This window comes from Pseudomonas sp. R11F, from assembly GCF_050312575.1.
In the GTDB taxonomy this organism is placed as follows: domain Bacteria; phylum Pseudomonadota; class Gammaproteobacteria; order Pseudomonadales; family Pseudomonadaceae; genus Aquipseudomonas; species Aquipseudomonas palleroniana.
The window spans coordinates 81,144-106,398 of record NZ_JBNPJU010000006.1 but is presented as its reverse complement, the minus strand read 5'-3'; the positions used below and the strand labels follow the sequence as shown (position 1 = coordinate 106,398).

At 60.1% G+C, this 25,255-nt stretch carries 23 protein-coding genes; 11 read left to right on the top strand and 12 right to left on the bottom strand.

Going from position 1 to position 25,255, the window contains the following annotated elements:
- Positions 1-9: 9 nt before the first annotated feature.
- A complete protein-coding gene (locus tag ACQRBV_RS01460; RefSeq protein WP_411984502.1) occupies positions 10-579 on the bottom strand; it encodes a CsiV family protein in 570 nt (189 codons plus the stop codon).
- Between the two features lie 11 nt (positions 580-590).
- Entirely contained in the window at positions 591-4,040 is a 3,450-nt protein-coding gene (mfd, locus tag ACQRBV_RS01455) for a transcription-repair coupling factor (protein ID WP_411984503.1), read from the bottom strand.
- A 340-nt stretch (positions 4,041-4,380) separates the two neighbouring features.
- Here mfd and ACQRBV_RS01450 point away from each other — a divergent pair, with 340 nt between their 5' ends.
- Complete coding sequence (locus ACQRBV_RS01450; RefSeq protein ID WP_411984504.1) at positions 4,381-5,844, top strand: glyceraldehyde-3-phosphate dehydrogenase; 1,464 nt, start codon at positions 4,381-4,383, stop codon at positions 5,842-5,844.
- A gap of 62 nt (positions 5,845-5,906) precedes the next feature.
- Here the strand turns inward: ACQRBV_RS01450 and ACQRBV_RS01445 are convergent, their stop codons facing one another.
- Positions 5,907-7,199 (bottom strand): MFS transporter, encoded by a 1,293-nt coding sequence (locus tag ACQRBV_RS01445; RefSeq protein ID WP_060753153.1) that lies wholly within the window; start codon positions 7,197-7,199, stop codon positions 5,907-5,909.
- A gap of 359 nt (positions 7,200-7,558) precedes the next feature.
- On the opposite strand from ACQRBV_RS01445, the gene sthA reads away from it, so the two are divergent.
- Complete coding sequence (gene sthA, locus ACQRBV_RS01440) at positions 7,559-8,953, top strand: Si-specific NAD(P)(+) transhydrogenase (protein WP_060753154.1); 1,395 nt, start codon at positions 7,559-7,561, stop codon at positions 8,951-8,953.
- Between the two features lie 42 nt (positions 8,954-8,995).
- Here the strand turns inward: sthA and ACQRBV_RS01435 are convergent, their stop codons facing one another.
- Both ACQRBV_RS01435 and ACQRBV_RS01430 read right to left on the bottom strand, forming a co-directional pair.
- A complete protein-coding gene (locus ACQRBV_RS01435; protein WP_060753155.1) occupies positions 8,996-9,718 on the bottom strand; it encodes a glycerophosphodiester phosphodiesterase in 723 nt (240 codons plus the stop codon).
- 43 nt (positions 9,719-9,761) lie between these two features.
- Positions 9,762-10,346: a PilZ domain-containing protein gene (locus ACQRBV_RS01430; RefSeq protein ID WP_411984505.1), complete on the bottom strand. Its 585-nt coding sequence runs from the start codon at positions 10,344-10,346 to the stop codon at positions 9,762-9,764.
- 94 nt (positions 10,347-10,440) lie between these two features.
- Here ACQRBV_RS01430 and ACQRBV_RS01425 point away from each other — a divergent pair, with 94 nt between their 5' ends.
- Genes ACQRBV_RS01425 through ACQRBV_RS01415 form a run of 3 tightly spaced genes read left to right on the top strand, consistent with a single transcriptional unit; the run spans position 10,441 to position 13,685 of the window.
- Positions 10,441-11,691 carry a lipoprotein-releasing ABC transporter permease subunit gene (locus ACQRBV_RS01425; protein WP_060753157.1) on the top strand — a complete coding sequence of 417 codons (1,251 nt, stop codon included), beginning with the start codon at positions 10,441-10,443 and terminating at the stop codon, positions 11,689-11,691.
- A gap of 7 nt (positions 11,692-11,698) precedes the next feature.
- Positions 11,699-12,382, top strand: a complete 684-nt coding sequence (lolD, locus tag ACQRBV_RS01420; protein WP_162843511.1) for a lipoprotein-releasing ABC transporter ATP-binding protein LolD — start codon at positions 11,699-11,701, stop codon at positions 12,380-12,382.
- Positions 12,383-12,440: 58 nt separating this feature from the next.
- Positions 12,441-13,685 carry a lipoprotein-releasing ABC transporter permease subunit gene (locus ACQRBV_RS01415; RefSeq protein ID WP_161548747.1) on the top strand — a complete coding sequence of 415 codons (1,245 nt, stop codon included), beginning with the start codon at positions 12,441-12,443 and terminating at the stop codon, positions 13,683-13,685.
- 105 nt (positions 13,686-13,790) lie between these two features.
- Here ACQRBV_RS01415 and ACQRBV_RS01410 read toward each other — a convergent pair whose 3' ends face one another.
- Complete coding sequence (locus tag ACQRBV_RS01410; protein WP_411984506.1) at positions 13,791-15,137, bottom strand: heavy metal sensor histidine kinase; 1,347 nt, start codon at positions 15,135-15,137, stop codon at positions 13,791-13,793.
- Positions 15,134-15,814, bottom strand: a complete 681-nt coding sequence (locus ACQRBV_RS01405; RefSeq protein ID WP_411984507.1) for a heavy metal response regulator transcription factor — start codon at positions 15,812-15,814, stop codon at positions 15,134-15,136. Before ACQRBV_RS01405 ends, ACQRBV_RS01410 begins: the two co-directional genes overlap by 4 nt.
- A gap of 156 nt (positions 15,815-15,970) precedes the next feature.
- Between ACQRBV_RS01405 and ACQRBV_RS01400 the strand changes: the two genes are divergently transcribed.
- A complete protein-coding gene (locus ACQRBV_RS01400) occupies positions 15,971-16,492 on the top strand; it encodes a cupredoxin domain-containing protein (protein WP_411984508.1) in 522 nt (173 codons plus the stop codon).
- Between the two features lie 69 nt (positions 16,493-16,561).
- Entirely contained in the window at positions 16,562-17,392 is an 831-nt protein-coding gene (gene queF / locus ACQRBV_RS01395; protein WP_244384029.1) for an NADPH-dependent 7-cyano-7-deazaguanine reductase QueF, read from the top strand.
- 75 nt (positions 17,393-17,467) lie between these two features.
- Here the strand turns inward: queF and ACQRBV_RS01390 are convergent, their stop codons facing one another.
- Both ACQRBV_RS01390 and ACQRBV_RS01385 read right to left on the bottom strand, forming a co-directional pair.
- A complete protein-coding gene (locus ACQRBV_RS01390; protein ID WP_060753164.1) occupies positions 17,468-17,734 on the bottom strand; it encodes a DUF4404 family protein in 267 nt (88 codons plus the stop codon).
- Positions 17,735-17,844: 110 nt separating this feature from the next.
- Complete coding sequence (locus ACQRBV_RS01385; protein WP_244384028.1) at positions 17,845-18,453, bottom strand: HAD family phosphatase; 609 nt, start codon at positions 18,451-18,453, stop codon at positions 17,845-17,847.
- Between the two features lie 247 nt (positions 18,454-18,700).
- Between ACQRBV_RS01385 and ACQRBV_RS01380 the strand changes: the two genes are divergently transcribed.
- Positions 18,701-19,339 (top strand): MlaA family lipoprotein, encoded by a 639-nt coding sequence (locus tag ACQRBV_RS01380; protein ID WP_372241670.1) that lies wholly within the window; start codon positions 18,701-18,703, stop codon positions 19,337-19,339.
- Between the two features lie 62 nt (positions 19,340-19,401).
- Here ACQRBV_RS01380 and ACQRBV_RS01375 read toward each other — a convergent pair whose 3' ends face one another.
- Entirely contained in the window at positions 19,402-19,698 is a 297-nt protein-coding gene (locus ACQRBV_RS01375; RefSeq protein ID WP_060753167.1) for a PilZ domain-containing protein, read from the bottom strand.
- Between the two features lie 276 nt (positions 19,699-19,974).
- Between ACQRBV_RS01375 and rssB the strand changes: the two genes are divergently transcribed.
- On the top strand, positions 19,975-21,156 hold the full coding sequence (rssB, locus tag ACQRBV_RS01370) for a two-component system response regulator RssB (RefSeq protein WP_060753168.1): 1,182 nt from the start codon (positions 19,975-19,977) through the stop codon (positions 21,154-21,156).
- Positions 21,156-21,638 (top strand): anti-sigma factor antagonist RssC, encoded by a 483-nt coding sequence (gene rssC, locus ACQRBV_RS01365; RefSeq protein ID WP_010212025.1) that lies wholly within the window; start codon positions 21,156-21,158, stop codon positions 21,636-21,638. The genes rssB and rssC overlap by 1 nt, the downstream gene beginning before the upstream one ends.
- Before the next feature lie 197 nt (positions 21,639-21,835).
- On the opposite strand, the gene tal is transcribed toward rssC, so the two are convergent.
- Positions 21,836-22,762: a transaldolase gene (gene tal / locus ACQRBV_RS01360; protein ID WP_411984509.1), complete on the bottom strand. Its 927-nt coding sequence runs from the start codon at positions 22,760-22,762 to the stop codon at positions 21,836-21,838.
- 410 nt (positions 22,763-23,172) lie between these two features.
- On the opposite strand from tal, the gene ACQRBV_RS01355 reads away from it, so the two are divergent.
- Positions 23,173-23,913: a hypothetical protein gene (locus ACQRBV_RS01355; RefSeq protein WP_411984510.1), complete on the top strand. Its 741-nt coding sequence runs from the start codon at positions 23,173-23,175 to the stop codon at positions 23,911-23,913.
- Positions 23,914-24,023: 110 nt separating this feature from the next.
- Here ACQRBV_RS01355 and dusA read toward each other — a convergent pair whose 3' ends face one another.
- Positions 24,024-25,010, bottom strand: a complete 987-nt coding sequence (gene dusA, locus ACQRBV_RS01350; protein ID WP_411984511.1) for a tRNA dihydrouridine(20/20a) synthase DusA — start codon at positions 25,008-25,010, stop codon at positions 24,024-24,026.
- Positions 25,011-25,255: the final 245 nt, after the last annotated feature.

The window sequence follows — 25,255 nt, the reverse complement described above, 5'->3', positions numbered from 1 at the left end:
GGCGCTGGATCAGTCCTGAATGTCGGGCGGTGGTGCGCTGGGTGGCTTGGCGGTCAGCGAAGTGATCTTGATCAGCAGCGCCAGATGGCCGCCATCCAGGTAGTTGAGCTGGTTGTTCTTGGTGCGCACGTCTTTCTGGGCCAGGTGCTCGCTGGCGATCACGCTGCCATTGCTGTCGAACTGGTTGATCCAGAAGTCGGCGTCGATATCGGTGAAACGGCCCAATTGCAGGTTCAGCACGCCTTCGATAGGGAACTGGCCGAATTGCTCCTGGCCGTCGGTCATCGCGACTTTCACCGGCTGGTCGCCAAGGTTCTGCTCCCAGGCTTTGTGCGCCAGCACGGTGTAGCTGTTGTCCGCATTGAGTTTGTCGACGATGTTGTTCAGGCGCGGCGGGCTGATTTTATCACTGCCCAGGTGAACGGCACCGGCATCCCAGTTTTCCGGTGCGGCGCGGCTGTTGATCACCGGCTCCGCGTTCTGGCGTACCAGGATCATTTCCACCTGATACGGGCTGTCGGCAAAGGCCGCCGGTGCGAGTACCACCAACAGCAGGCTTAGGGTGCGGAGCAGGCGCATGGGGGCGTCCTTCAAGCGGATTTCGGGATGAGGCGCTCAAACAGCGCCTCCAGGGTATTAAAGCGTTCTTCGGCGCGTTCCATCGGGACCATGAATTTGAACAGCGTAGCCCCTTCGAACTTGTAACGGTTGGGCTGCCCCTGGATCAGCTTGATCAGCACCAAGGGGTCAACCGGCGTTTGCGCTGCAAATTCGATGCGCCCACCTTGAGGCCCGGCGTCGACCTTCTTGATCCCCAACTGCTCGGCCTGCAATTTGAGCAAGGTCAGGCGCACCAGGTTCTTGGTCGGTTCAGGCAACAGGCCGAAGCGGTCGATCATTTCCACCCGCAGGTCCTTGAGACCTTCTTCATCGGTGGCCGAGGCAATGCGCTTGTACAGGATCAATCGTGCATGCACATCCGGCAGATAATCCTCGGGGATCAGCGCCGGCAAGCGCAGGTTGATTTCCGGACCGCCACCCAAGGGTTGGTCGAGGTTCGGTTGCTCGCCCTTGCGAATGGCCTTCACCGCGCGTTCCAACATTTCCATATACAGGGTGAAGCCCACCGCCTGGATCTGTCCGCTCTGGCCGTCGCCCAGCAATTCGCCGGCACCGCGGATTTCCAGGTCGTTGGTGGCCAGTACAAAACCGGCCCCCAGGTCCTGGGTGTTGGCGATCGCTTCCAGGCGCTTTTCGGCATCCCCGGTAATCTGCTGGCGTGGGGGTGTCAGCAGGTAGGCGTAGGCCTGGTGGTGGCTGCGCCCGACGCGGCCACGCAACTGGTGCAATTGGGCCAGGCCGAACTTGTCGGCGCGCTCGATGATGATGGTGTTGGCGCTCGGCACGTCGATGCCGGTCTCGATAATGGTCGAGGCGATCAGCACGTTGAAGCGCTTGTGATAGAAGTCGCTCATCACCTGTTCGAGTTCACGTTCGCGCATCTGGCCGTGGCCGATGGCAATACGGGCTTCCGGCACCAGTTCGGCGAGGTCGGCAGCGCATTTCTCGATGGTTTTCACATCGTTGTGCAGGTAATAAACCTGCCCGCCGCGCAGCAATTCGCGCAGCAGCGCTTCCTTGACCGTGCTTTTGTTCTGCTCCATGACGAAGGTGCGTACCGACAAGCGGCGCGCCGGCGGCGTGGCGATGATCGACAGGTCGCGCATGCCCGACACCGCCATGTTCAGCGTGCGCGGAATCGGCGTGGCGGTAAGGGTCAGGATGTCGACTTCGCTGCGCAGGGCCTTGAGCTGTTCCTTCTGGCGCACCCCAAAGCGGTGTTCTTCGTCGATGATCACCAGGCCCAGGTTCTTGATCTTCACATCGTCCGACAGCAGCTTGTGGGTGCCGATCACGATGTCGATCTTGCCTTCGGCGAGATCGGCGACGGCGGCACTCACTTCCTTGGCCGACTTGAAGCGGCTCATCACTTCCACGGTCACCGGCCAGTCGGCAAAGCGGTCGCGAAAGCTGTTGTAGTGCTGTTGGGCGAGCAGGGTGGTCGGCACCAGAATCGCCACTTGCTTGCCCGCGTGTACGGCAATGAACGCTGCGCGCATGGCCACTTCGGTCTTGCCGAAGCCCACGTCGCCGCACACCAGGCGGTCCATCGGCTTGGGTGCGAGCATGTCGGCGCGCACGGCTTCAATGGTGGTTTGCTGGTCCGGGGTTTCTTCGAAGGCGAAGCCGGCGCTGAAGGTGGCGTAGTCGGCTTTCGGGTCGGCGAACGCATAACCTTCGCGGGCGGCGCGGCGGGCGTAGATGTCGAGCAACTCGGCGGCCACATCGCGCACCTGTTCGGCGGCTTTGCGCTTGGCTTTCTGCCAGGTCTCGGAACCCAGGCGATGCAGCGGCGCCAGGGCGTCGTCGCTGCCGGTGTAGCGGGCGATCAGGTGCAGGTTGGCCACGGGCACGTAGAGCTTGGCGCCCTCGGCGTATTCCATGGTGAGGAATTCGGCGGCCTGGTTATCAATCTCCAGGGTCTGCAGGCCCAGATAGCGACCTACGCCATGGTCGATATGCACCACCGGTGCGCCTTCGCGCAGCTCGGTGAGGTTCTTGATGACGGCATCGTTGTTGGCATCGGCACGTTTTTCTCGGCGGCGGCGCTGCATCACGCGTTGGCCGAACAGCGGGCTCTCGGCGATCAGTGCCAGGGCCGGGTCATTCAACAACAGGCCCTCGTCCAACGGCGCGATGGTGATCGCCAGGCGATCTTTGCCCGCAACGAAGTCCGGCCAGTTGTCGACGGTTTTCGGGCGCAGCTTCAAGCGTTCCAGCAGCTCCAGCAGCACTTCGCGGCGACCGGCGGATTCGGCGGTAAACAACACGCGGCCGGGGAAATCGCCGAGGAAATTCGACAGCGCTTCCAACGGCTGATTGGCCTTGGCTTCAATCGCCAGGTCCGGCAGCGTTTGCGCGGGGAAGCGCTCGCGGCCGCTGCCGGCTTCCACGTCTTGCTGGCTGGCAACCACGCGCGGCCAGCTTTTCAGGCGCGCGAAGCAGTCTTCCACCGGCAGGAACAATTCGGCGGGCGGCAATAAAGGACGGGACGGATCGACGCGACGCTCTTCATAGCGGTTACGCACATCGTTCCAGAAATTTTCCGCCGCTTGTTCGATACCCGGTAGCGAGAACACCTGGGTGTCCTGGGGCAGGTAATCGAACAGGGTGGAGGTTTCGTCGAAGAACAGTGGCAGGTAGTACTCGATACCGGCCGGTGTAATCCCGCTGCTCAAGTCCTGAAAGATCGGGCAGCGGCGGAAGTCCACGTCGAAGCGCTCGCGAAAGCGCGCCTTGAAGCGGGTCACCGCATCCTTTTGCAGGGGGAATTCCCGCGCCGGCAGCAGCTTGACCGAATCGACCTTGTCGATGGAGCGTTGGTTTTCCGGGTCGAAGGTGCGCAGGGTCTCGATTTCGTCATCGAACAGGTCGATGCGATACGGCAGTTTGCTGCCCATGGGGAACAGGTCGATCAGTGCCCCGCGCACGGCGAACTCGCCGTGTTCGTACACCGTGTCGACGCAGCGGTAGCCGCTGGCTTCCAGGCGCGTGCGCATCTGGTCCACGTCGAGTTTCTGGCCGACATCCAGCACCAGGCTGCTACCGAGCAGGAACTTGGTCGGCGCCAGGCGGTGCAGCGCCGTGGTGATCGGCACCACCAGCACACCGTGGGCCAGCTCCGGCAAGCGATACAGGCTGGCGATGCGTTGGGAGATGATGTCCTGGTGCGGCGAGAACAGGTCGTAGGGCAGGGTTTCCCAGTCGGGGAAATGCAGCACCGGCAAATCGGGGGCGAAGAAGCTCAGCTCCTGCTCCAGCCGTTCGGCACTTTGGCTGTCGGCGGTGAGCAGCAGGGTAAAGCGCTTGGCTGCGCTGGCAGCCTCGGCAATGGCCAGGCTCAGGGCGGCACCGGGCAGGTTGCCCCAGTGCTGTTTACCTGCCGCGGCAGGGAGAAGCGGTAGACGCAGAACGGGCACGGAAGGTTGAGCTCCAAGCGTTGCGACAAAGTCGGTAATTGTAACGGCCCAAGGTGCCGCCTGTCAGTTGCTGACTGTGCCTAATGCGGTTTGTAGGAAATGTAGTGGCTAAGACAAACAAAGCTGCGTTTTGACTCAATATGTAGTGCCAAACGGTGCATGGTTTTCGGAGGGTTACGGACAAGTCGCCTGGGTCGCCTATCCGGCGGCCTTCTGGAAGCCGCGTATTTACTGGGCTGCAGCGGGGTGTCTGTTTTTGGCAAGCACTTTTTGTTGGCTTTGGCGCATTGCTCCGAGGGCGGTCGGGCGTCATAATGTAGCCCCTTTTTTCTGCCCCTACATGTGGAAGGTTCCCGTGACTCAGAAGCCCGACCAGTGTCTTGGTGAATGGATCGACCGTGAAGCACTCGCAGAAGCGATGATTCCGCTTATCGGCCAGCTGTACCGCAATAACAATGTGGTGAGCTCGATCTATGGCCGCAGCCTGATCAACCAGTCTGTCATTGCGATTCTCAAAGCCCACCGCTTTGCACGCCATCGCTCCGCCGACGACAGCGAACTCTCCGTCCACGAAACATTCCCGCTGCTCAAGGCCATGAGCGAGCTCAAGCTCGGCGCGGCCTCGGTAGACCTGGGCAAGTTGGCCTATAAATTCCGCAACGAAGGCAATGGCCGCAGCGCCGAGCAGTTCGTGCGTGAAGAAATGGCCGAGGTGATTGGCCAGCAAAACGCCGCTGCCCGTAAAGGCATCGACGTTGTCCTGTACGGCTTCGGTCGTATCGGCCGCCTGCTGGCGCGTATCCTGATCGAGAAAACCGGTGGTGGCGATGGCCTGCGCCTGCGTGCCATCGTGGTGCGCAAAGGCGCAGAGAACGACCTGACCAAGCGCGCAAGCCTGCTGCGTCGCGACTCGGTACACGGCCCGTTCAATGGCACCATCGTCATCGACGAAGAAAACAACACCATCACCGCCAACGGTAACCTGATCCAGGTGATCTACGCGAAGAACCCGTCCGAGGTGGATTACACCCAGTACGGTATCAAGGACGCCCTGCTGGTGGACAACACCGGCGTATGGCGTGATGCCGACGGCCTGGGCCAGCACCTGGCCTGCCCGGGTATCGATCGCGTTGTGTTGACCGCGCCTGGCAAGGGCAAGCTGAAGAACATCGTTCACGGCATCAACCACGGCGAAATCACCGCTGACGACAAGATCGTGTCCGCCGCTTCCTGCACCACCAACGCCATCGTGCCGGTGCTGAAGGCTGTGAATGACAAGTTCGGCATCGTCAATGGCCACGTCGAAACCGTTCACTCGTACACCAACGACCAGAACCTGATCGACAACTTCCACAAAGGCGATCGCCGTGGTCGTAGCGCCGCGTTGAACATGGTGATCACCGAGACCGGTGCCGCCACCGCTGCTGCCAAGGCATTGCCTGAGCTGGCCGGCAAGCTGACCGGTAACGCGATCCGCGTTCCAACGCCAAACGTGTCGATGGCCATTCTCAACCTGAACCTCGAGAAAGCCGCCACCCGTGAAGAAATGAACGAGTACCTGCGTTATATGGCGCTGCACTCCGATCTGCATAAGCAGATCGACTTCGTCAATTCGCAGGAAGTGGTATCCACCGACTTCGTTGGCTCGCGCCACGCCGGTGTGGTGGATGCCGAGGCGACCATCACCCAGGACAACCGCGTTGTCCTGTACGTGTGGTACGACAACGAGTTCGGCTACAGCTGCCAGGTGGTTCGCGTGATGGAAGACATGGCTGGGGTCAACCCGCCTGCGTTCCCGCGCTAAGCATCAGCCGTAATGAAAGCGCCCCGACATGTCGGGGCGTTTTTTTGTCTGCGGTTCAGTGTTCAGCGAACGATGGCGGCCTCGGCAGTGCGCAGCGCATGCCGGTTGCCCTTGAACAGGACCAGGGTCGCAATCAACCCCAGCACGGCCGCGCCACTGAGCCAGATCCCGGGTGCCGCCTTGTTGTCCAGTACGTGGATCAGGTAGGTACAGGCCGCAGGGGTAAACCCGCCGAACGTTGCGGTCGCCAGGCTGTAGGCCAGGGAGAAACCGGTGGTACGCACCTCGACCGGCATGATCTCGGTGAGCGCGACTACCATCGCACCGTTGTACGAACCGTACAGGAACGACAGCCACAACAGCACGATCAGCAGATGGCTGAAGCTTGGGTTGGCCACCAGCCAAGACAGCGCCGGATACGCTGTGAGGATCGCCAGAATCGTCGCCCCCATCAGCAGGGGTTTACGCCCGATCTTGTCGGACACAGCGCCCATTACCGGCAGCCAGATGAAGTTGGAAATCCCCACGCACACGGTCACCAGCAGGGCATCGAAGTCCGACAAGTGCAACTCCGCCTTGCCGAAGGTCGGTGTGTAGGCCGTGATCAGGTAGAACGACACGGTGGTCATCACCACCAATGCCATGCCGGCGATGACGATGCCGAAGTTCTGGCCGATCGAGCGGACGATTTCCTGCAGGGTAGGGCGGTGTTTACGTGCCTGGAATTCAGGGGTTTCCTCCAAGGAGCGGCGAATCACAAAGATCACCGGCACGATCAGGCAGCCGATCAGGAACGGCACGCGCCAGCCCCAGTCACCCATTTCTTCGGGGCTGAGCCAGTGGTTCAGGCCCACGCCGAGCAGGCCGGCGAATACCACCGCGGCCTGTTGGCTGGCGGACTGCCAACTGACGAAAAAGCCCTTGCGGCCCGGTGTGGCGATTTCCGCCAGGTATACCGAAACGCCGCCCAGCTCCACGCCGGCGGAGAAGCCTTGCAGCAGGCGGCCAAGCAGTACGATCAGTGGCGCCGCGACACCCAGGGTGGCATACCCCGGCACGCAGGCAATCAGGATGGTGCCGGCGGCCATCAGCGCCAGGGTGATCACCAGGCCTTTTTTGCGGCCGTGACGGTCAATGTAGGCGCCGAGGAAGATCGCACCCAGCGGGCGCATGAGGAAGCCGGCACCGAACGTCGCCAGGGACAGCATCAGGGACGCGAAGGCGCTGTCGGTGGGGAAGAAGGTCTTGGCAATGGCCGTGGCGTAGAAGCCGTAGACCATGAAGTCGAACATTTCGAGGAAGTTACCGCTGACAACGCGAAAGATCGCTTTGCCTTTGCCCGTTGACGTGGACATGTCATGCACTCATTTTGGCTATCTTATTGGTGATCCCTGGTCGCTGGTCATCCTTGCTGCAAAGTCGCTACGCGAGGCTTCACTGAACAGTTTTGTAACCATATGTGTATTAGCCATGCCAGGCAATAAAAACCGATAGTCAAGTGACTGGTTGTCGCAGTTATTGCAATTTCCTGGATCTGTCGTTAAGTCAATACTGGCCTATGACGCGACCAAGGGTTAATGTGCGCGGCGTTGAGCCTTATATAGACTGTGCCCCGGTTCACACACTTGAGCCGAATTGTCCTTCATGACCGCTGGCCGCGGCATGATTTAGCCAGGCGTCCAACCGTGCGCCTGGCCTGTTCTGAGGAGTACGCATGGCTGTCTACAACTACGACGTGGTGGTACTGGGTTCCGGCCCGGCTGGAGAAGGTGCGGCGATGAACGCTGCGAAGGCAGGGCGCAAGGTGGCGATGGTCGATAGCCGTCGCCAGGTCGGCGGTAACTGCACCCACCTGGGCACCATCCCGTCCAAGGCTTTGCGTCACTCGGTGCGCCAGATCATGCAGTTCAACACCAACCCGATGTTCCGGGCCATTGGTGAGCCGCGCTGGTTCTCGTTTCCGGATGTGTTGAAAAGTGCCGAGAAAGTCATCGCCAAGCAGGTGGCCTCGCGCACCGGTTACTACGCCCGTAACCGTGTCGACCTGTTCTTCGGCACCGGCAGTTTCGCCGACGAGCAAACCGTTGAAGTGGTGTGCTCCAATGGTGTGGTCGAGAAGCTGGTGGCCAAGCACATCATCATCGCCACCGGTTCGCGCCCGTATCGCCCGGCCGATATCGATTTCAACCACGCCCGTATCTACGATAGCGACACCATCCTCAGCCTGGGCCATACCCCGCGCAAACTGATCATCTACGGCGCCGGCGTGATCGGCTGTGAATACGCCTCGATCTTCAGCGGCCTGGGCGTGCTGGTGGAGTTGGTGGACAACCGCGACCAGTTGCTGAGCTTCCTCGACTCGGAAATTTCCCAGGCGTTGAGCTACCACTTCAGCAACAACAACATCACCGTGCGCCATAACGAAGAGTATGAGCGGGTCGAAGGCCTGGACAATGGTGTGATCCTGCACCTCAAGTCCGGCAAGAAGATCAAGGCCGACGCCTTGTTGTGGTGCAACGGCCGTACCGGCAACACCGACAAGCTGGGCATGGAAAACATCGGGGTCAAGGTCAACAGCCGTGGCCAGATCGAGGTGGACGAGAATTACCGCACCTGCGTGCCGAACATCTACGGCGCGGGTGACGTGATCGGTTGGCCAAGCCTGGCCAGTGCGGCGCACGACCAAGGCCGTTCGGCGGCGGGCAGCATCGTCGACAATGGCAGCTGGCGCTATGTGAACGACGTGCCGACCGGGATCTACACCATTCCGGAGATCAGCTCGATCGGCAAGAACGAGCACGAACTGACCAAGGCCAAGGTGCCTTATGAAGTGGGCAAGGCGTTCTTCAAGAGCATGGCGCGTGCGCAGATCGCCGGCGAGCCGCAAGGCATGCTGAAGATCCTGTTCCATCGCGAAACCCTGGAAGTCCTCGGCGTGCATTGCTTCGGCTACCAGGCGTCGGAGATCGTACACATCGGCCAGGCCATCATGAACCAGCCGGGTGAGCAAAATACCCTCAAGTATTTCGTCAACACCACCTTCAACTACCCGACCATGGCCGAAGCCTATCGGGTAGCGGCCTACGACGGCCTCAACCGGCTTTTTTGAGCGGCTCCGGCCGGTGGCCTGAGCCGGCCGGGGAGACCGATTTCAGTAATTCTCTAGGGTGGCAGTGGCCAAACCGGGAAAGTCTGTAATCAGGCTATCTACGCCGAAGTCGGCGAGCCTGCGCATCAGCGCAGGTTCGTTGACTGTCCACACGGACACGTGCAGGCCCTGACGCTGGGCTTTTTCCAGGCGCTCAGGGGTGCACAACGTCCAGTTCAACGCCAGGATCTCACAGCCATAGTTCTGCGCGATCTTCAGCGGGTCGAGCCAGGCATACTCGGCAACCAGGCCGCGTGACAGGTCCGGGGTCAGTTCCAGCGCCGCCTTCAACACTTCCCGCGAGCTTGAGGTCACGGTGACCTTGTCCATCAGGCCAAAGCGTACAGCCATTTCCCGGATCGCCAGCACGGTGGTGGCGGCGCGGGTGCGTGAAGCGCTTTTGACTTCCAGTTGCCAGTGATCGAAGTCGCACTGTTCGAACAGTTCTTCCAGGCGGGGAATCGGGCACGGCTTGACCCAGCCCGGGCCGCCTTTGCGTGCGTCCATCTTCACAAGGTCGGCCGCCGAATACTCGACGACTTTGCCGCGCCGGTCGGTGGTGCGCTTGAGGGTCGGGTCGTGGATGACCATCAACTCGCCGTCCATGGACAGGTGCAGGTCCAGTTCGCAACGGCGTACACCGTGCTTGAGGCACTCCTGAAAGCTGGTCAGGGTGTTTTCCGGTGCTTCGCCTTTGGCACCGCGATGGCCGTAGATCAGGGTCACAATTGCTCCTTAATGCCAGGTCTGCTGGCCGGGTAAAGATGAATCAGGTGTCTGGGGCGTCGCTCTTTTCCCGCGCCAAGCGGCGTTCCTGTGCTTGTTTCTGCAGGATATAGCGCGCCAGCAATTGGCGTTGGGCATCGGTCATGGCTTCGAATTCGGTGCCCACGTCAAAACCACTGCCCTTGGGGTCGCAATGGGTTACCCGCGCACGCAGCAGCAGGCCAAGGGCCTGGGGCATGAGCACCAGCTTGACGGCGAGGTGAGTGCCGGTAGCCAGCGGGGTGGGGTGTTGGAAATCGATGCCCCCTTCGGAAATGATCACCGGCTGCGGTGCGCCGACCTCATCGAGCAGGCCACGGGCCATGATCTGGCTGAGCAGGTCCAGGCGTTTGTTCTGCACGCGCAGGAACGCGGCGAGGGTACGATCCTTCTCGCTGAGCTGGCGTAACAGGTGTTGGGCTTCGAATTCACTGAGGTGCAGCTCGCTGAGCAGATTGAACAGCGGCGAATCATCCTGCAACACTTCCTTGCTCGCGGCTTCGGGGGCGGACAGGCATTTGATTTGGAGTGCGATCATGTCGTCGATACGGTAGTATTCGCGGCGCTCTTCTTCATCTAATGTCGACATGGCGAACCCCAGGTAACGGTAATGGTCAGAGTGTAAAGCTGCTTACCAGACCCCGCCACCGGGACGTCTTCTTTTCCTCCGAACAAGCCCCGACATGTTCAGACCTCTCTTCGTATTCATTGGCACGCGTTATACCCGTGCAAAGCGCCGCAATCATTTTGTGTCGTTCATTTCCTTGACCTCGATGATCGGGCTCGCCTTGGGCGTGGTCGTGATGATCGTGGTGCTGTCGGTCATGAACGGCTTCGACCATGAGATGCGCACCCGCGTGCTGGGCATGGTGCCCCACGCGACCATCGAGGCCGATTCGCCCATCAGCGACTGGCAAAGCCTGGCCGACAAGGTCAAGCAGAACCCCAAGGTAGTGGCCGTGGCGCCCTTTACCCAGATGCAGGGGTTGCTGACCAACGACGGCAAGGTGCAGAAGATCCTGCTCAATGCCATCGACCCGGCCGAGGAGCGCAAGGTCTCGATCATCGATAAGTTCATGCTGCAAGGCAAACTCGACGACCTGGCGCCCGGCAGCTTCGGCATCGTGATCGGCGACAAGGCTGCGGCCAAGCTCGGTGTGGGGGTGGGCGACAAGCTGACCTTCGTCGCGCCGGAAGTCACCGTGACCCCGGCGGGCATGTTCCCGCGCATGAAGCGCTTCACTGTGGTCGGCACCTTCCACGTGGGCGCCGGCGAAATCGACGGCTACCTCGGCCTGACCAACCTCACCGACCTGGCCCGCCTGCACCGTTGGCAGCCGGATCAGGTGCAGGGGCTGCGGCTGAAGTTCAACGACCTGTTCGATGCACCGCGCGCGTCGTGGGAAATCGCCCAGCACTTGGGCGACAGCCAGTACTACGCACGCGACTGGACCCGCACCCACGGCAACCTCTACCAGGCCATCCGCATGGAGAAAGCCATGATCGGCCTGCTGTTGCTGCTGATCGTCGCCGTGGCGGCCTTCAACATCATTTCCACGCTGGTGATGGTGGTGAATGACAAGAAGGGTGACATCGCGATCCTGCGTACCCTCGGCGCCACGCCGGGGCAGATCATGGCGATCTTCATGGTGCAGGGCACCGTGATCGGCGTGGTCGGCACGTTGATCGGCACCGCTGTCGGCATTCTCGCCGCGCTGAATGTCAGCGCCGCCATCGCTGCGCTGGAAAAAGTCATCGGCCACAAGTTCCTCAACGCCGACGTCTACTTCATCGACTACCTGCCGTCCCAGGTTCAGGCCCAAGACGTGTTGATGGTCGGCGGTGCCGCGTTGGTCTTGAGTTTCCTTGCCACCCTGTATCCAGCCTGGCGCGCGGCACGTACCCAGCCAGCACAGGCCTTACGTTATGAGTGAATCGGGCATGAGTGAAAAAGCAATCCTGAGCTGCCGCAACCTGGGCAAATCCTACGAGGAAGGCCCGGAGTCGGTGGTGGTGCTGTCCAACCTGCAACTGGAACTTCATCCTGGCGAGCGCGTGGCGATCGTCGGCAGTTCCGGTTCCGGCAAGAGTACCTTGCTCAACCTGTTGGGCGGCCTGGATACGCCGTCGGCGGGCAGCGTCTGGCTGGCCGGTGAAGAATTGTCGGCGCTGGGCGAGAAGGCCCGTGGCCAACTGCGCAACCGTTCGCTCGGTTTTGTGTACCAGTTCCACCACCTGTTGCCGGAATTCACCGCCCTGGAAAACGTGTGCATGCCGCTGCTGATCGGCAAGACCGCCATCCCGGAAGCGCGCCAGCGCGCAAAGGCGCTGCTGGAGCGTGTCGGCCTGGGGCATCGCCTGGAGCACAAACCGGCCGAGCTGTCCGGCGGTGAACGCCAGCGCGTGGCGATTGCTCGTGCCCTGGTCAACAACCCCGGGCTGGTGATGCTGGATGAGCCCACCGGCAACCTCGATACCCACACGGCCCAGGGCATCAAGGACTTGATGCTGGAACTGAGTACCCAGATGCGCACCGCGTTCCTGGTGGTCACCCATGACATGAGCATGGCCCGCCAGATGGACCGCGTGTTGCACTTGCAGGAAGGTCATCTGGTCGCCATCTGACCCGTTTCAAGCCCGGCGCCGGACGTCGGGTTTTCCATTTTTTCAACGGTGCCCGCGAATGTTCAGACCGTTATCGATTTTCATCGGCACGCGCTATACCCGCGCCAAGCGCCGCAACCGTTTTGTTTCGTTTATCTCGATGACCTCGATGATCGGTCTCGCCCTGGGCGTATTGGCGATGATCGTGGTGCTGTCGGTGATGAACGGTTTCCAGCGCGAAATGAGTTCGCGCATCCTGGGCATGGTGCCCCACGCCACCATCGTCGGCGTGAACCCGATCAATGACTGGCAGCCGGTGGCTGCGGCCGCCATGAAGAACCCTGAAGTCACGGCGGCCGTGCCGTTCACGCAGATGGATGGCATGTTTTCCTACAAAGGTGCGATGCAGCCGATCGAGATCAGCGGCGTCGACCCGGCCCAGGAAGGCAAGGTATCCATCGTGGCCCAGCACATCGTGCGCGGCAAACTGGATGACCTCAAGCCAGGCGAGTTCGGTGTGGTGGTGGGCGAAATCACCGCACGGCGCTTTCGCCTGAACGTGGGGGACAAGCTGACCCTGATCGTGCCGGAAGTCAGCACTGCACCGGGGGGCATCACGCCGCGCATGCAGCGTTTGAACGTGGTCGGTATCTTCAAGGTCGGCGCCGAGCTGGATGGCTCCATGGCCTTGATCCACATGGCTGACGCGGCACAGATACAGCATTGGCAGCCGAACCAGGTGCAAAGCGTGCGCCTGGCGGTGAAAGACCTGTACGCAGCGCCCAAGGTCTCGGCGGATATCGCCGCCAGCCTGGGCGCCGCCTACAAGGCCGATGACTGGACCCACACCCAGGGCAGCCTGTTCAGCGCGATGAAGATGGAAAAGACCATGATCGGCCTGCTGTTGCTGATGATCGTCGCCGTCGCTGCGTTCAACATCATCGCCACCCTGATCATGGTCGTGAACGACAAGGGCGCGGATATCGCGATCCTGCGCACCATCGGTGCCACGCCGCGCCAGATCATGGCGATCTTCATGGTGCAGGGCACGGTGATCGGCATCGTCGGCACCTTGATCGGTGGCGTGCTCGGTGTGATCGCGGCATTGAACGTGAGTGAACTGGTGGGCTGGCTGGAGCGGGTGACCGGGCAGCATATCTTCAGCTCGGATGTGTATTTTGTCAGCAACCTGCCCTCGGAGCTGCAGGGCGGCGATGTGTTGCTGATTTGCACGGCCGGGTTTGTGCTGAGCTTTTTGGCGACGTTGTACCCGGCTTATCGGGCGGCGAAGATCGAGCCGGCGCATGCGCTGAGATATTCGTAGGTTTCGAGACCGCTATCGGGAGCAAGCCCCCTCCCACATTTTGATTTGTGAATACATCCAAATGTGGGAGGGGGCTTGCTCCCGATAGCGCCGGCCCATCTTGCATCAAATCCCGGCGGGCAACTCAATCACAAACCGCGTCCATCCCGCCTCGGACTCACAGAAAATCCTCCCCCCATGCGCCCGCACAATCGACTGGGTAATCGCCAGCCCCAGCCCCGCATGCTCGCTACTGCCTTCACGGCGCGCCGGGTCGGCGCGATAGAACCGGTCAAACAACCTCGGCAGCACTGCCGCTGGAATACCTTTACCGGTGTTTTCCACGCAAAGCCTCACCCCGTTCTGCAGGCGCACACGCACTTCGCCCCCCGCAGGCGTAAAGCGCAGCGCGTTATCCAGCAGGTTCGACAGTGCCCGGCGCAACATCCCGCGATCACCCGTCGTCTGGGCTGTCCCCTCGCGAACCAGGCTGATCTGTGCGTCTTCGGCCAGCAAGGTGAAGAACTCCAGTAACGCATCCACTTCATCCGCCAACGCCAACGCTTCCCGCTTGGGTACCAGCAAACCGTGATCCGCCTTGGCCAGGTACAACATGTCATTCACCAACTGCGCCATCCATTGCAGCTCTTCCAGATTGCTGTGCAGGGCCTCCCGATAGTCCTCGAGCGGGCGCGGTTGGGTAAGGATGACCTGGGTCTGGGTCAACAGGTTGGACAGAGGCGTGCGCAGTTCATGGGCGATGTCGGCGGAGAACGCCGACAGGCGTTGGAAGGCATCATCCAGGCGGCCAAGCATGGCGTTGAAAGCCTGCGCCAGTTCGGCCAGTTCCACCGGCATTTGTTCCTGGGGCAGCCGCTGGGTCAGTGAGTGCGCGGACACGCCGGCGGCCACTTCCCCCATGCGCCGCAATGGCCGTAACCCACTGCGTGCCGCCCAGGCGCCGAGCAGGGCGGTAGCCAGGGCTGATAGCCCGACGGTGAGCCAGATCAGGTGTTGCATGCGTTGCAGGAAGTGCTGGTGGTGGGTGATGTCGAGTATCAGGGTCAGTTGCGGCGAGTCGGGCTGGCCTGCTCTCAGGGGCGCGTTATACACCCGGTACTCGGTGCCTGCACTTTGCAGGCTGTGCAGGCCGGGGGCCTCGGGTAGGCTAATGCTGGGCGCGTTGTCCAGCCAGCGCTGGCCGGCGGCGCTGATGCGCAGCGTCAGGTCCTGCTGGTGAAGGAGTTCGGTACGCAGTTGTGCTTCGCGTTGGGCGAACGACTGCGGCGAGTCGACACCCTGCAAAGTCGCACGCAAGGCCAGCAGCTTGTTGTCGAGCTGTTGTTGGTCCAGTTCAAGGAAATGCGCTTCGCTGGCACGGTTGAACAGCACGCCGGCCAGCAACGAGACCACCGCCGTGCAGGCGGCAAACAACAGTGCCAGGCGGCTGGCCAGGGATAAACGCTTGATCAATTGGCGCGTTCCTCCAGCACATAACCCATGCCGCGCACGGTGTGGATCAGTTTGTTGGCGTAGTGATCGTCGACTTTCAAGCGCAGCCGGCGGATGGCCACTTCGATGATGTTGGTATCGCTGTCGAAGTTCATGTCCCACACTTGGGAGGCGATCAAGGTCTTGGGCAGCACTTCGCCCTGGCGCCGCAGTAACAGTTCGAGCAGGGCGAATTCCTTGGCGGTCAGGTCGATACGCTGGCCGTCCCGTTCGACACGGCGGCGGATCAAGTCCAGGCGCAGGTCAGCCAGTTGCAGTGCCGTTTCCTGCGGGGCGCTGCTGCCACGGCGCAACAGGCTGCGTACGCGGGCCAGCAGTTCGGAAAATGCGAAAGGTTTGACCAGATAGTCGTCGGCTCCCAGTTCCAGGCCGTGCACGCGGTCTTCCACGGCATCGCGGGCGGTCAGGAACAACACCGGGAGCTCCAGGCCGGCGCTGCGCACCGCTTGCAGGATCTGCCAGCCGTCGCGGCCCGGCAGCATCACATCGAGGATCAGCAAGTCGTAGTCACCGGTCAGTGCCAGGTGCTGGCCCGTGGTGCCGTCAGCCACCAACTCGGTGGTAAACCCAGCTTCGGCTAGGCCCTGGCGCAGGTATTGGCCGGTCTTGGGTTGGTCTTCGACGATCAGCAGTTTCATGGGCAGCTCTTGGCAACGGGGCTCGACGGGCTTTATACCGTGGGCGCCGGGGGAAGGGCGCAACCTGACAAAGTTGTAATCTAGCAGTCAGGTAGCTGGCAGCGGCGTAATCTTAAAGTGCGGGTCAAGCGAGTCACACATTTTTGGAGAAGAACCATGGCGTTGCGTACACCCCTGATCCTGGCGGGTTGCTTGTTGGCGTTGAGTTTCGATGCGGCTGCCGATGCAGCCCACACCTTCGCATTTGGCCAGCCGGCGCCGGCGAGCAAAGCCACGCGCACCGTGGAAGTGGTCCTGCAGGACATTTCGTTTGCGCCCAAGTCACTGGACGTAAAAGCCGGTGAGACGGTGCGTTTTGTGCTCGTCAACAAAGGCCAGTTGCTCCACGAGTTCAACCTGGGCGATGCGGCGATGCATGCCGAGCACCAGAAGGAAATGTTACAGATGCAGGCCAGCGGCATGCTCACCGCTACCGGCATGGGCAAGATGAACCACAGTGCCATGGGGCATGGTGACGGGGCCGGCATGCAGCATGATGATCCCAACAGCGTGCTGGTCGAGCCGGGTAAAACCGCCGAATTGACTTGGACGTTCAGTAAATCCACCGGCCTGGAGTTTGCGTGCAACCTTCCCGGGCACTACCAGGCGGGTATGGTCGGCAAGCTCAACGTCGATTGATCCGGTGCCGTTTAGGCGCGGGAGCAAAGGCTGATAGACTGGCGCGGTTTATTTAGCCAGGTTTCCGCCATGCATCCCGCAGCCGAACATTCGCCGCTGGGCAAGTCCAGTGAATACATCTCCACTTACACGCCGTCGTTGCTGTTTCCGATCCCTCGTGCCGCCAAATGGGCCGAGCTTGGCCTGAGTGCCGAGACCCTGCCTTACAAGGGCGTGGATTTCTGGAACTGCTTCGAATTGTCCTGGCTGTTGCCGTCGGGCAAGCCGGTGGTGGCCATCGGTGAGTTCAGCATCCCGGCCGACTCGCCGAACATCATCGAGTCCAAGTCTTTCAAGCTGTACCTCAACTCGCTGAACCAGACCGCCTTTGCCGACATCCAGGGCCTGGAAGCGACGCTGCGCGACGACCTCAGCGCCGCCGCCGGCAAGCCGGTGACGGTACGCATCCGCAGTCTGGCCGAGATAGAGGCCGAGGGCGTGATGGCCTTACCGGGCGTGTGTATCGACGGCTTGGATATCAGTGTCAGCAACTACGAGCATCCGCGCCCCGAATTGCTGCGCTGCGACGATTCGCGCATCGTCGAAGAGAGCGTGCACAGCCACTTGCTCAAATCCAATTGCCCGGTCACCAGCCAGCCCGATTGGGGCAGCGTAGTGGTGGAGTACCGGGGTTCGGCGCTGGATCACGCCAGCCTGCTGGAATATATCGTGAGCTTTCGCCAGCACTCGGACTTCCATGAGCAGTGTGTGGAACGCATCTTCCTGGACCTGCAGCGCTTGCTCAAGCCGGAGAAGTTGACGGTATATGCGCGGTATGTGCGCCGTGGCGGGTTGGATATCAACCCATATCGCAGTACCGAGAATGTGACGTTCCAGAACGTGCGCCTGGCTCGTCAGTAGCCTGTACCCAGGTTCAAAGTGTGGGAGGGGAGTTTGCCCCTCTCACATTGGATCTGCGCTTGGCTGACGGGGAGATCAGATCCCGATGTTGCCCAAGGTGATCACGATATTGCGCAGTGTCCCGGCAATGCCTGGATGATCCAGTTCAAAACCCTCCAACGCCCGGTTTACATCGTCAGCAATGCTGGGTGTCTGCGTCGCCGGTTCCAATTCAAGTTGCACTTCGAATCGGGCAATCAGCTCTTCCAGTGCTTCACGTTTTTCCAGCGACAGCGGCGGTTCCTGTTCCAGTTGCCCGCGCAGGATTTCGACCTGTTCTTCCAGTTTTTTGCGATCAGGCATGACATTTTTCCTTTTATCGATAGGCACTGGCATAGACCGCGGCACGCCGAGAAAGGTCTACGGGCTGACCTGTAGATTAATCCACCGGCGCCGACTGTGCATGATCTCGATCAGGGCTTTTCGCCTTTGAGCCGGCGCCGGCTGATGTCTGCCAGGCAAGTGCCGAGTTCGCCCAGGTGATCGATCACCGAGTGCACGCCCAGCCCATACAGCGCTACCGTGGCTTTGGCGCGTTTGTGCTCGCGCTGTTGCTCGGTAAGAGCCTGCCATGGCTCGGGCGCCAAGCCGCAGAGTGAGCCACAGGAGGCCAAGCCAATGGTCCACAGCCCGGCATTGAGCCCCGATTGCAGCAGGCGTGGTTCACCGCTGACCAGCACGCAGCCGTCCAGGCGTTCGATGTTGAGTTCCATCAAGGCTTGCCAGCACGCATGCGGCGCAGGCCAGCGGATGGAGGAGGGAGGTGTTGCCTTCAACCAACTGGGCAATCCGGAAGCCAGTGGCTGAGTCACTGCCGGGGGCAGCTCATCCAACCAGGCGCAAGGCACGCCCTGATCCTTGAGGCTGCGCAGGATCTTCAGGGCGCCCGGGGTGGCCTGGGAGTCGGGAGAGGACGAATCGGTGCGTGCCTGGGAACCGAAATCCACCAGGCAGCCACTCAGGCCGAATAGGACAGCAGTCAAGGCGGGGGCGCTGGCGACGGCAATTTCGGCGTGAGGCATTTCGACATCCCTGAAATAGCTGTGACGCTAGCGAGGCGCGATGACAAGCAGATGACACTGACAGGAGATTGTAGGAATTTTGTTCGTTTTCCATATGACATTTCCTACTAGCTGCCTAAATTGATACTTCCGTCATATACTGACGATCTTCTTCAGGGCATAGCGCCCATGACAGACTATTCAAGGAGCCAAAGCTATGCGCTGGAGCCAATATTTCGCTCAGCTATCTGTGTGTGCCACTATTTTAATGGCCCCGTTCGCCGCCCAGGCTGCGTCCGAAGACGATCCATGGGAAAGCGTCAACCGCCCAATCTTCACCTTCAACGACACCGTTGATACCTACGCGCTCAAGCCATTGGCCCAGGGTTATCAGTTTGTCACCCCGCAGTTTGTGCAGACGGGCGTCCATAACTTCTTCCGCAACATCGGCGACGTGGGCAACTTTGCCAACGACGTGTTGCAGCTCAAACCGCATGCGGCCGGCGTCGACACCGCGCGCCTGCTGGTGAACACCACATTCGGCGTGCTGGGCTTTATTGATGTCGGCACCAAAATGGGGCTGCACCGTAACGACGAAGACTTCGGCCAGACCCTCGGCTACTGGGGCGTGGGCAGCGGCCCTTACGTGATGCTGCCGTTGCTGGGCCCGAGCACATTGCGTGATGCGCCGTCCAAGTACGTGGACACCTACACTCAACCGTATCGCTACATGAACGATATCGGCTGGCGCAACAGCACCTTCGGCCTGAACGTGGTTGATACCCGTGCAAGCTTGCTCGACAGCGAGAAGTTGATCACCGGCGATAAATACACCTTCATCCGTAACGCTTACCTGCAGAACCGCGAGTTCAAGGTCAAGGACGGCAAGGTCGTCGACGACTTTTAAGTCGTGACATTTTGAAATGGAAAAAGGCGACCCTCAGTGGTCGCCTTTTTTATGAGCGGTATTCAGCGCATTTTCAAGATTCTGAGGCCCAAATGCTGCTCCTCCCCCATGGCCTTGGTCCATACCACCTCGGTGTCCGCCTCTAGCCCCTTGAGAGCCGCGTGCTCTGAATCGATGCGCACGGTCAGTTGGTCACCCACGTTGAACTGGCGAGGGGCCTGCACCTGCATGCCGGAGCTGGAAAGGTCCAGGCATACCCCGGCAATCTCCTGCCCGGCGTGTATCAACGACACATCGGCATCCACCCGCATGCGGATGAAATCGCGTTTTTCGGCGTAGTCGCGCTCGTGTTCGCTCATGGGTTCCATCCTTACTTTGTGTTGTGGTGTTGGCTGTTCTTATAACTCCCGGTGATTTGCGGTGTAAAGACGCCCGGCGACCATCGGCATGAGCTTGAAACCCCTGACGGATGGGAGTACCGTCTGCGCCTTAGAAGGGCACCTCTGCATTACAGTTGTGCGTGGGCTAATTGCCTATGCTTTGTAGGACAGAGAGGCTAGAAAGCGAATCCAGTACGTGAGCCCGGCCATTGTCGAGCCACCTACGCCAACCTAATTCTGGCGCCGTTTGCCCACATGCAAAAAACCAGTGCCACGCTGCTGATAATCGATGACGACGAAGTAGTGCGCGCGAGCCTCGCGGCCTATTTGGAAGACAGTGGCTTCAGCGTCCTGCAGGCCGGTAACGGCCAACAGGGTCTCCAGGTGTTCGAGCGCGACAAGCCCGACCTCGTGATCTGCGACCTGCGCATGCCCCAGATGGGTGGCCTTGAGCTGATCCGCCAGGTGACCGAGCTTGCGCCGCAGACGCCGGTGATTGTCGTGTCCGGTGCCGGCGTGATGAACGATGCCGTGGAGGCCCTGCGCCTGGGCGCCGCCGATTACCTGATCAAGCCCCTGGAAGACCTCGCCGTGCTGGAGCACTCGGTGCGCCGCGCGCTGGACCGTGCCCGCCTGCTGGTCGAGAACCAGCGCTACCGCGAAAAGCTCGAAACCGCCAACCGCGAGCTCGAGGCCAGCCTCAACCTGCTTCAGGAAGACCAGAACGCCGGTCGCCAGGTGCAGATGAACATGCTGCCGGTCAGCCCGTGGACCATCGACGAGTTCAAGTTCGCCCATCAGATCATCCCGTCGTTGTACCTGTCGGGTGATTTTGTCGACTACTTCCGTGTGGATGAGCGACGTGTGGCGTTCTACCTGGCCGACGTTTCCGGCCATGGCGCTTCATCGGCTTTTGTCACCGTGTTGTTGAAGTTCATGACCACGCGGTTGTTGTTTGAATCCAAGCGCAATGGCACCTTGCCGGAGTTCACCCCCTCCGAGGTGCTGGGCCACATCAACCGAGGCCTGATCAGCTGCAAGCTGGGCAAGCACGTGACGATGGTCGGCGGCGTGATTGACGAAGAAACCGGTCTTCTGACCTACAGTATTGGCGGTCACCTGCCGATGCCTGTTTTATACACTCCCGACAGTGTGCGTTACCTGGAAGGGCGTGGTCTGCCCGTAGGCTTGTTCAATGAAGCCACCTACGAAGACCACATCCTGGAACTGCCGCCGACCTTCAGCCTCACGCTGATGTCCGACGGTATCCTGGACCTGCTTCCAGAGCCTACACTCAAGGAGAAAGAAGCCGCCTTGCCCCAAAAGGTCAAGTCGGCGGGCGGCAGCCTGGATGGCCTGCGGCAAGTGTTTGGATTGGCCACGCTAGGGGAGATGCCGGATGATATCGCCCTATTGGTGTTGAGCAGGAATCTTTGATGAGTACCGGAAGAATCCAATTCGCCGAGCAAGACGGGACATTCGTCCTGAAATTTGTCGGTGAAGTGCGCCTGACCTTGTGTTCGGCGCTGGATGCGACGATTGAGCGGATCTTCACAGCGCTGAACTTCTCGGCGATCGTGATCGATCTGACCGAAACCCGCAGCATCGATAGCACCACCCTGGGCCTGCTGGCCAAGTTGTCCATTCTGTCTCGGCAGAAGGTCGGCCTGTTGCCGACTGTGGTCACCACCCACGAAGACATCACCCGTCTGCTGCAGTCCATGGGCTTCGACCAGGTGTTCAACATCGTTGACCGCCCGATCCCGTGCCCTGAGTGCCTGACCGACTTGCCTTCGCAAGACCAGTCCGAAGAAATCGTACGGGTCAAGGTGCTCGAAGCACACAAGATCCTGATGGGCTTGAACGAGTCCAACCGCGAAGCCTTCCACGACCTCGTCAACGCCCTCGAACGTCACTGATCGCCAGTTGAAACCCTATCCAACTGTGGGAGGGGGCTTGCTCCCGATTGCAGTGTGTCAGCCACTGAATTCATAACTGACCCACCGCCATCGGGAGCAAGCCCCCTCCCACCGTTGGACTGAGGTCGGTTTGAGATTGGCGAACACAAAAAAGGGCGGCACCCTCACAGGTGCCGCCCTTTTTGCTGCCGTCTGTCTTACAGCTTGGCCGACAACAACGCTTCCAGCTTCTCCTGGTCGCGAGCAAACTGGCGAATACCTTCCGCCAGCTTCTCAGTCGCCATGGCGTCTTCGTTGGATGCCCAGCGGAACGCCTTTTCGTCCATATGGATACGTGCCTCACCGGAATGCCCCGGCGACAGCTTGCGCTCAAGCTTGCCGGTATCGGCCGCCAGCTTCTCCAGCAGATCCGGGCTGATGGTCAGGCGATCACACCCCGCCAACTCCTCGATCTGGCTCAGGTTACGGAAGCTCGCACCCATCACTACCGTCTTATAGCCATTGGCCTTGTAGTAGTTGTAGATGCGCGTCACCGACTGTACGCCCGGATCATCCGCGCCGGTGTATTCGTTGCCGGTGGCCTTCTTGTACCAGTCGTAGATACGGCCCACGAACGGTGAAATCAGGAATACCCCGGCTTCGGCGCAGGCCACGGCCTGTGCGAAGGAGAACAGCAGGGTCAGGTTGGTCTGGATGCCTTCTTTTTCCAGCTTCTCTGCCGCGCGGATGCCTTCCCAAGTAGAGGCGATCTTGATCAGTACACGGTCACGACCAACCCCGGCTTTTTCATACAGGTCGATCAGACGGTGCGCACGCTTGAGAATGGCGTCTTCGTCGAACGACAGGCGCGCATCCACCTCGGTGGAAATACGGCCCGGCACGACTTTGAGGATCTCTTGACCCACTGCCACCGCAAAACGGTCGCTGGCCAGGCCCACATCGCCATTGCAGTCCTTCACGCACTCGTCCAGCAGCGTGGCATAGCCTGAAATCGATGCGGCCTTGAGCAGCAGGGAAGGGTTGGTGGTGGCGTCCTGTGGCTTGAGCTTGGCGAGTGTCGAAAAATCGCCGGTATCGGCAACGACAGTGGTGAATTGCTTGAGTTGTTCCAGCTTGGAAGTCATGGGCGTGCTCTGTCCTATGGGTCTGATGACATTACCCGAGCACCGGCAGGCGCTCAAGGGCGCAAACGCGTTCGAGCGTTTGCGAGGGCGATAACCTGAAAACAGCCGTTTGAATCCTCGGCTCTGCTGCTCAATAGGAGGCCAAAATCGAGGGGAGGTTCAACTGGATTTTATGTGAGTCGCTCCCTTGTCATTAAGCTATTGCTATGGGGAATATGCATGTTTTGAAGTTGTGAAAACTTTATTTTTATTGACGTTGATTGTTGCTTTTTCTACCTGTGCTATACCTGACTGGCAAACGCCAAAGTAAGCCGATAAAAATTCTTGTGATATCACCGTTAGCGGCGAAGCGCGTGTGCCTGTTCATTAAACCTGTTTGTTAGTTAGTTGCGAAACAAAGGAGAGATGTAATGAAACGGAATATATCAACGCTATTCGCTGCCATGGGTTTTATATGTTCCACCGCAGCATTTGCCGAGGTAACGGTGCAGCAGGCACTCAGTGCCGGTTGTTACGATACCCAGGAAATGCGCGCAATCATCGACACTGCCAAGGCCGGTAAACCGATAGGGAGCCGAACCCTTGAAAAGGAAAATGAACTGACCTCGACCTACGGAGGCAAGATCACCGATTCCAGAGTGACGGCGCCTGCCACCTGGGTGTATCGCGCGTATGAAAACGCAGACACCAACAACTGGCATGTCCAGAAGCTCAAGGAGGGCGTGATCTACGCCAAGGCCCAGAATGACCTGGAGAAGTTCGTCAAGCGAGGGGGGACGCCCAAGGAGTATTGGGCAATTGACGGACCGGACCTTCACCAGCCGGGTTTTAGCAGTGCCACCTACACGACAATGCGACTGCTCGCACTGCAATCGAGCGACACCCCGCAAAGCCAGTTTGTAAGTTTTGCACTGGACTACGCCACCACCGGAACCTTTGGAGAAGCGGTGTATGCACTCCAAGTCAATCCAGACTCGCCCATTCTAGGGCTGGTTAACTGCAAAACCGCAGGCGGTGAAGTTCAAGTCCAAATTCTGGGCGGTACGACATTCAATACGCTATATCGAAAACTTAGAACGGAGAATGATTGGAAGCGATATGACCGCAATACCGGAAAATGGATAACTGTACCCAACGGAACAGTGCCATAAAAGTTTAACGCTATAGCAAGGGCTTGCAGCTGAAGCCGAGCCCTTGCACAGTGTGGGAGGGGGCTTGCTCCCGATAGCGGCAGCTCAACCACCCAATCCCCAACTGACTCTCACCGTCCTTCCAACAACTCTCCAGCCTGATCCAACAAAGCCAGCGGGTCAGCCGCCTTATGAATATCCACCGACAACAACTGCCTGAACTTGCGCGCCCCCGGGAACCCGGTGCCCAGCCCCAACACATGCCGCGTAATATGATGCATCGTGCCGCCACTGGCCACATGCTCAGCAATATAAGGCCGCAACTGCGCCAGCGCCTCGGCCCGGCTGATCACCGGCGCCTCACTGCCAAACAACTGCTGATCCACCCCGGCCAGCAAATATGGATTGTGATAGGCCTCGCGCCCCAGCATCACCCCATCAAACGTCTGCAAATGCTCCCGGCACTGCTCCAGCGTCTTGATGCCGCCGTTGAGATTGATCTCCAACTCCGGGAAGTCCCGCTTCAACTCCGCCGCCACGTCATAGCGCAACGGCGGAATGTCGCGGTTCTCCTTGGGCGACAACCCCTCCAGAATCGCAATCCGCGCATGCACCGTAAAACTGGTGCAGCCCGCATCCCTCACCGTCCCGACGAAATCACACAACTGGGCATAACTGTCGCGCCCATTGATCCCGATACGATGCTTCACCGTCACCGGAATCGACACCGCATCGCGCATCGCCTTGACACACTCGGCCACCAACGCCGGATGCGCCATCAGGATCGCGCCAATCATGTTGTTCTGAACGCGGTCGCTAGGGCAGCCGACGTTCAAATTCACCTCATCGTAACCGGCCGCCTCAGCCATGCGCGCACACGCCGCCAGGTCGGCCGGGACGCTGCCGCCCAACTGGAGGGCAAGCGGGTGCTCGGCTTCGTCGTGACGCAAAAAGCGCTCGTGATCGCCGTGGAGGATCGCACCGGTGGTGACCATTTCGGTGTAGAGCAGGGCGTGCTTGGAGAGCAGGCGCAGGAAGTAGCGACAGTGGCGGTCGGTCCAGTCCATCATCGGGGCGACGGAGAAGCGGCGGGAGAGGGGAGCGGTTTGTAGGGGCATGGGGGATCTGAGTCAGCAAGGCGAATGGGGCGCAGTTTATCAGGGATGCATCGTGGGTGTCGGGTAGGTAGGTGATGGGCCTCCGGCAGCATTGCACTTAGCCTCATCGAGGATCAGAAGCCTGCCGTTGCGTCAGGTATCGTGGTCTGACTAGGACACCTTTCTTACCGTTTTGAAAAAGCCGAGGAGCTCTAGGTTTTCACTGTATTGGATATCGTGGTCTGACCCCGATATCTCTCAAACTT